This window comes from Aeromicrobium sp. (genome assembly GCF_049587115.1).
In the GTDB taxonomy this organism is placed as follows: Bacteria; Actinomycetota; Actinomycetes; order Propionibacteriales; family Nocardioidaceae; genus Aeromicrobium.
The window spans coordinates 1-6,170 of record NZ_JBAVDI010000131.1 but is presented as its reverse complement, the minus strand read 5'-3'; the positions used below and the strand labels follow the sequence as shown (position 1 = coordinate 6,170).

The following is a 6,170-nucleotide window of genomic DNA, read 5'->3' as shown; positions in this document are numbered from 1 at the left end:
GTGGCCTTGGCGAAGTAGTCGGGTCCGTAGCCGTACCCATAGCCGTATCCGTAGCGCGTCAGCTCCTTGACCGGGGACATGCTCAGCACTGTCCCGAGCAGTTTCGCGCCGACTGAATGCAGCCGTTCGGTCGCGGTGCGGATTTCGTCCCGACTGGTCTGCCCGTGACGGACGACCAGTATTGCGCCATCTGAGATCGACGCCAGCAGCGAGGCGTCGGTCACCGGCAAGAGCGGTGGTGCGTCGACAAGCACGATGTCGTAGCGGTGACGAAGCTCTGAGACCAAGGTGCGCATGGCGTTGGTCTGCAGGATTTCTGAAGGATTGGGCGGTAGGGCGCCGCTGGTCAGGACGTCGAGCCCGGCGGTCGCGGCGGGCTGCAGCGCCGCGTCGAGGTTCACCCGGCCGAGCAGGACCGTGGTCAGGCCCACGGTCTTCTCGATGCTGAGGTATTCGCTCACCCGCGGTCGGCGCAGATCACCCTCGACGAGCACGACTCGCGATCCGGTCTGCGACAGCGCGATGGCCAGGTTGCACGCCGTGGTCGACTTGCCCTCGCCGGCCAGCGAGCTCGTGATGGTGATGACCTTGGTGTCGCGGTCGATGTCGAGAAACTGCAGGTTGGTGCGCAGGATACGGACGGCCTCGAACCGTGGATGGTGCGAACCGAGTGACGTGATCAGCGGCGACTCCACCGCGGCGCGGTCGTAGGCGATGGCTCCGAGGACCGGTGCGCCTGCGATGTCCTCGAGCTCGGCCGGTGTGTGGATGCTGCGATCGGACGAGTTGCGCGCCCACGCGAGGAGAAGCCCGCCAAGCAGTCCGAGGAGACCTCCGAGCAGCAGCCAGTTCGAACGGGACGGGCTTGAGGCTTCGGTCGGCACAAAGGCCTGCTCAACCACGTCGGCGGTGAGGTCGGTGTCCAAGGTGCCGAACCAGGTCACGAAGCTCTCGGCTGCTGACTGGCTGATCTCTGCGGCTCGTTGCGCGCTGCCGTCCTCGGCAGTGGCTCGAAGTGTTGAGGTCCCCGGGAGAACTTCGCCGTCGAGTCGGCGATCGATGGAGTCGGCGCCGGCGGAAAGGCCGAGCGCCTGGACCACGCGACCGGCTGTGCCCCGTCCACCCAGCACGCGTGCGTACGACTCGACTGACCGCTCGGGCACCGCACGGGCACTCTGTGCGGTCGGCGGAGAGATCAGTACGTCGGCATGAGCGGTGTAGCGGGGGGAGGCTGTTGCGAGGTAGACCGTGGAGAGCGTCAGCCCGACCGCTGTCATGACGATGATTGACGGCCACCGTCGCAGTAGGTGCCTGACGAGGTGCTGCTGCTTCATCGGATGACTCTCCTACTTTTTCGCGGGAACCTGCAGACGAAGGTTACGACACCTCGTCACCGGGCGGTGGCTGATCGGCCGCGACAAACCGGCGAGACGAAGACGTAACCCAATGGGCTGGCTGTCGTTCTTCATGGCATAGCACCTTCCCCCTCGTAGAGCCGAGTGATCCGATGGACTTCACGCTGATCAGCATGAGCCGTGTGCGCAGCGCGTTTGCGCTCACAGGATTCGTTGCCGTGCTGCCACCGCTGTTCTGGTGGCTCCAATCGGGATACGGCGTACCCCTGTCGGGGCTGGATGGCACGGGTGCGTATCGTGGGCTCCTTATTGGAGCAGGGAGTGTCGCGCTGACGGCCTTGTTGATCGGAGTTCTCGTGCTCGTGGTCCTGCTCCGTCGGCGCATGGCGCGGCCGTCGATTCGAGCGTGAGTCTTCGGGTAGACTCGGCCGCCACGTCGGGGACAGGTGGGACGGAGTTGGATGTGGGGCCCACCGCTGCCCGACGTACGGGCGCCGACTGGCAGCGGCGCTACGGTCGCGTCCTGGTTGGTTCTGACCTGGTAGTTCTGCTCTGGGTCTTCACGACGTCACACGTCGTCTGGGCCTCGAACTCTGGGTTGGCCGGCGATGTAGCGTATGCTCCCGCGGCGGTGGGCATTTCTGCATTCATGGCACTGTTCTGGCATGTCGTGCTGACGGTGGCCGGCACCCGTGACTCTCGGGTTTTTGGGGCCGGACCTGAGGAGTACAAGCGTGTCTTGTCCTCGACACTGGGAGTCTTCGCGGTCATCGCGTTTTGTGGCTACGTTGTCGGGTTCAATCTCCCGAGGATATATGTCCTGGTGCTGATGCCGTTCGGCCTGATCCTCCTGACCTTGAGCCGCTGGTCATGGCGTCAGTGGCTTCTGGTCCAGCGCCAGCGCGGTCGGATGACACAAGATGCCATCGTCGTCGGTAGCATCGAGTCGGTCGAGCACCTCGTCGCGGTGATCGGACGCAGCGCGGCTTTCGGCTATCGCCTGTCGGGCGCCTGCATCACCAGTGCGAGCCCGCCAAGCGAGGTCGCGGGCGTTCCGGTTCTGGGCGACGCTGTCGACCTCGCCCGCACCGTGCTCACCTCCGGGACCGATGCCGTCATCGTCACCTCCTCCGATGTCATGCACCCGGACACGGTCCGCCGGCTCGGCTGGGATCTGGAGGGCTACGACGTCGAGATCATCGTGGCGCCGTCGCTGACCAACATCGCGGGTCCGCGGGTGCACATCAGGCCCGTCGCGGGTCTGCCTCTGCTGCATGTCGAGCAGCCGTCCTATCGAGGAGCACAGCGGTGGGCAAAGGGTCTGCTGGACCGCGCCGGTGGGCTCGCTCTGATCTTGGCGGTCTCGCCCGTGCTGGTTGCGCTCGCCGTCGCAATCAGGCTGACGAGCCCCGGCAAAGTGTTCTTCGTGCAGGAACGGGTCGGCCAGGACGGTCGCACCTTCGGCATGATCAAGTTCCGCAGCATGGTCGAGGGCGCAGACTCGATGCTGGCCGACCTCCAGCCTGATTCCGGCAACGTCGTGATGTTCAAGATGCGGGACGACCCACGAGTGACTAGGGTCGGTCGATTTTTGCGGCGTTACTCCTTCGACGAGCTACCGCAGCTTTTCAACGTCATCAAGGGCGACATGAGCCTGGTTGGCCCCCGGCCGCCGCTGGTGTCGGAAGTCTCCACCTACGCCGCAGAGGCTCGACGCCGCCTCCTCGTCCGACCAGGCATGACTGGCCCGTGGCAGATCTCGGGGCGCTCGAACCTGGACTGGGAGGAGACGATGCGGCTCGACCTGTACTACGTCGAGAACTGGTCGATGGTGGGCGACATGCTGATCCTGTGGAAGACCTTCCGCGCCGTCATCTCGTCCGCAGGCGCCTACTGAGCTCCATGACACCCCGGCTGCCGGTCCGTGAGTTTCACCGATCACGTCGTCGACCGATACCGTGGACCCTGCGCGGGCACGCGCCGCCGCGGCTGCGTCCCACACTGCGGCGGTTTCCAGTGTTGCCGGGATGACTAGAGATCCGGCCCCGCGTCATTCGAGACGAGAGCGATCATGACCACCGAAGAAACCGCCCCCACACCGACGTTCGCCGATCTCGGTCTCGCCGAATCCCTGGTGAGTCGCCTGTTGTCGCTGGGGTACGAGACACCGACTCCGATCCAGGCTCGAGCAATCCCGACCCTCCTCGAGGGCAAGGACGTCGTAGGCCTGGCGCAGACAGGCACCGGCAAGACCGCTGCCTTCGCGCTGCCGATCCTGCAGAAGATCGACCCCGCCAACGCCAAGACCCAAGCCATCGTGCTCGCTCCGACCCGTGAGCTCGCGCTTCAGGTCTGCGAGGCCATCACGGCGTATGCGACCAACATCCCCGGGATCCGCGTCCTGCCTGTCTACGGAGGCCAGGGCTATGGCTTCCAGCTCTCGGGATTGCAGAAGGGCGCCCACATCGTCGTCGGCACCCCCGGCCGAGTCATCGACCACCTGGAGCGCGGCAGCCTCGACCTCACGGCACTGGAGTTCCTCGTGCTGGACGAGGCCGACGAGATGCTCAACATGGGGTTTGCGGAGGACGTGGAGCGGATTCTGGCTGACACCCCTGAGTACAAGCAGGTCGCGCTGTTCTCGGCCACGATGCCGCGACAGATTCGCAGTCTGGCCAAGAAGTACCTGCACGATCCGGTCGACATCGCGACCCCCAAGGCGACGACCTCGACCGCGACCGTGCGTCAGCGCTGGATCCAGGTCTCGCACCACCACAAGGTTGATGCGCTGACCCGTCTGCTCGAAGTCGAGACAGGTGACGGGATGCTGGTCTTCGTGCGCACCAAGTCGGCGACCGAGGAGCTGGCCGACAAGCTGCGCAGCCGCGGCTACTCCGCCGCAGCGCTGAACGGCGACCTCGTGCAGGCCCAACGCGAACGCACCGTGGCACAGCTCAAGTCAGGCGCGATCGATCTGATCGTGGCGACCGACGTCGCGGCCCGTGGGCTCGATGTCGAACGGATCACGCACGTCGTCAACTACGACATCCCGCACGACACCGAGGCTTATGTCCACCGCATCGGCCGCACGGGTCGCGCGGGTCGTACGGGTGAAGCGATCCTGTTCGTCACACCGCGTGAGCGTCGGATGCTGTCTGCGATCGAGAAGGTCTCCGGCCGACCGGTCGAAGAGATGTCGGTGCCGTCCGCCGAGGAGGTCAACGAGCGCCGTGCGGGCCGCTTCGCCACCGCGATCACCTCAAGCATGGGCTCGCCCCAGTTCCACGCCTTCCGCACTTTGGTCGAGGAGTATGTCAGCGAGAACGAGGTGTCGATGACTGATGCCGCCGCGGCTCTCGCGGTGATGAGCCAGTCGGACAAGGAATTCTTCCTGCGGCCTGATCCGCCCAAGACGGTGCGGACCCCGCGCGATGAGTCCGCCCCGCGGAAGAAGCCAGCCGGCTTCGACCGCTCCGACCGGTTGCCGTCCGACGGATCTGCGGTGTACCGGGTCGCGGTTGGCAAGCGGCACAAGATCGGCCCATCTGCCATCGTCGGTGCGCTGGCCAATGAGGGAAGCCTCAAGCGGTCGGACTTCGGGAAGATCACCATCGGCACGGAGCACACCCTCGTCGAGCTGCCCGCGGATCTGCCGGATGCGGTGTTCGAGGCGTTGGCCGACACGCGCATCTCCGGCAAGCTGATCGATCTGCAGCTCGACGACGGCCCGCCCATCAAGCGCACCCGCGAGGACCGCAAGGGCAAAAAGCCGTACGCAAAGAAGCCGTACGAGAAGAAGCCGTATGAGAAGAAGCCGTACGAGAAGAAGTCCGGCCCGGCTTCCGCCACTGGGTCGGGCACTCGCAAACCCCGGCACAAGTGATGTGGCGGCTCGACAACGCCACCAGGGCGTATGACTGGGGTTCCACCGCCGACATCCCCACGTTCATGGGTCAGAAGCCCGGTCATGGTCCGTTGGCGGAGGTGTGGATGGGGACCCACCCACTGGGTTCATCGATGGTGGACGGGCCCGACCGAGCGATGATGCTCGGCGAGGTGGCGGGCGAGCTGCCGTTCATGTTCAAGATCCTCGCCGCGGACCGGCCCTTGTCGCTGCAGGTCCACCCCAACGAGGCGATGGCGCGCGCCGGTTTCGCAGCCGAGGAGGCAGCAGGCGTCTCCCTTGACTCGCCGCTGCGTACGTACAAGGACCCGCATCACAAACCAGAGATGGCGTATGCCCTCACGACGTTCGACACGCTGGTCGGCTTTCGACCGACGGCAGAGATCCTCCGGGTCCTCAGCGGCATCGACACACCGTTCGCCCAGACCCTCGCCGAAGACCTGCACGCGACGCCTGGCTTCGCCGGCATCGTGCGGCTCATCGAGCGGTTGTTGACCGAACAGGTCGACCCCGTGGACATCGCCGATGTGGTCGCGTGCTGCCGGACCCTGGTCGAGCAGGGCATCGACGTGAAGAGGGCCTACGTCACCGCAGCTGAGATCGCCAAGCACTATCCAGATGACATCGGCGTCGTCATCTCGCTGACGCTCAATCGGCTGACACTTCAGCCGGGCGAAGCAGCCTTCCTCGGAACCGGCATCATCCATGCACATCTGCGCGGCATGTGCCTGGAGGTGATGGCAGCATCGGACAACGTCCTACGCGCGGGGCTGACCAGCAAGCCCCTCAACCCGGAGGGCCTGATCAAGTGCCTCGATCGCGGCATGTCCCGGCTGGCCCGGGTGACACCCGAGCCATTCGGATTCTCGACCGACGTGTTCAGTCCGGACGTGCAGGAGTTCGCGCTTGCG

Annotated in this window: 5 protein-coding genes; 4 read left to right on the top strand and 1 reads right to left on the bottom strand. The window is 65.4% G+C overall.

What is annotated here, in order from left to right:
• The coding region (locus WB461_RS12230) for a polysaccharide biosynthesis tyrosine autokinase (protein ID WP_423853006.1) at positions 1-1,334 on the bottom strand (1,334 nt) is incomplete at its 3' end.
• 173 nt (positions 1,335-1,507) lie between these two features.
• Between WB461_RS12230 and WB461_RS12225 the strand changes: the two genes are divergently transcribed.
• From WB461_RS12225 to manA, 4 genes are all read left to right on the top strand, one after another.
• The gene (locus WB461_RS12225; protein WP_423853005.1) at positions 1,508-1,765 is read left to right on the top strand and encodes a hypothetical protein; all 258 of its coding nucleotides are present in this window, start codon (positions 1,508-1,510) and stop codon (positions 1,763-1,765) included.
• On the top strand, positions 1,762-3,252 hold the full coding sequence (locus WB461_RS12220) for a sugar transferase (protein ID WP_423853004.1): 1,491 nt from the start codon (positions 1,762-1,764) through the stop codon (positions 3,250-3,252). Before WB461_RS12225 ends, WB461_RS12220 begins: the two co-directional genes overlap by 4 nt.
• A gap of 174 nt (positions 3,253-3,426) precedes the next feature.
• The gene (locus WB461_RS12215) at positions 3,427-5,238 is read left to right on the top strand and encodes a DEAD/DEAH box helicase (protein ID WP_423853003.1); all 1,812 of its coding nucleotides are present in this window, start codon (positions 3,427-3,429) and stop codon (positions 5,236-5,238) included.
• Positions 5,238-6,170 (top strand): mannose-6-phosphate isomerase, class I (gene manA / locus WB461_RS12210; protein WP_423853002.1); only part of this gene is annotated, 933 nt, incomplete at its 3' end. The genes WB461_RS12215 and manA, both read left to right, overlap by 1 nt.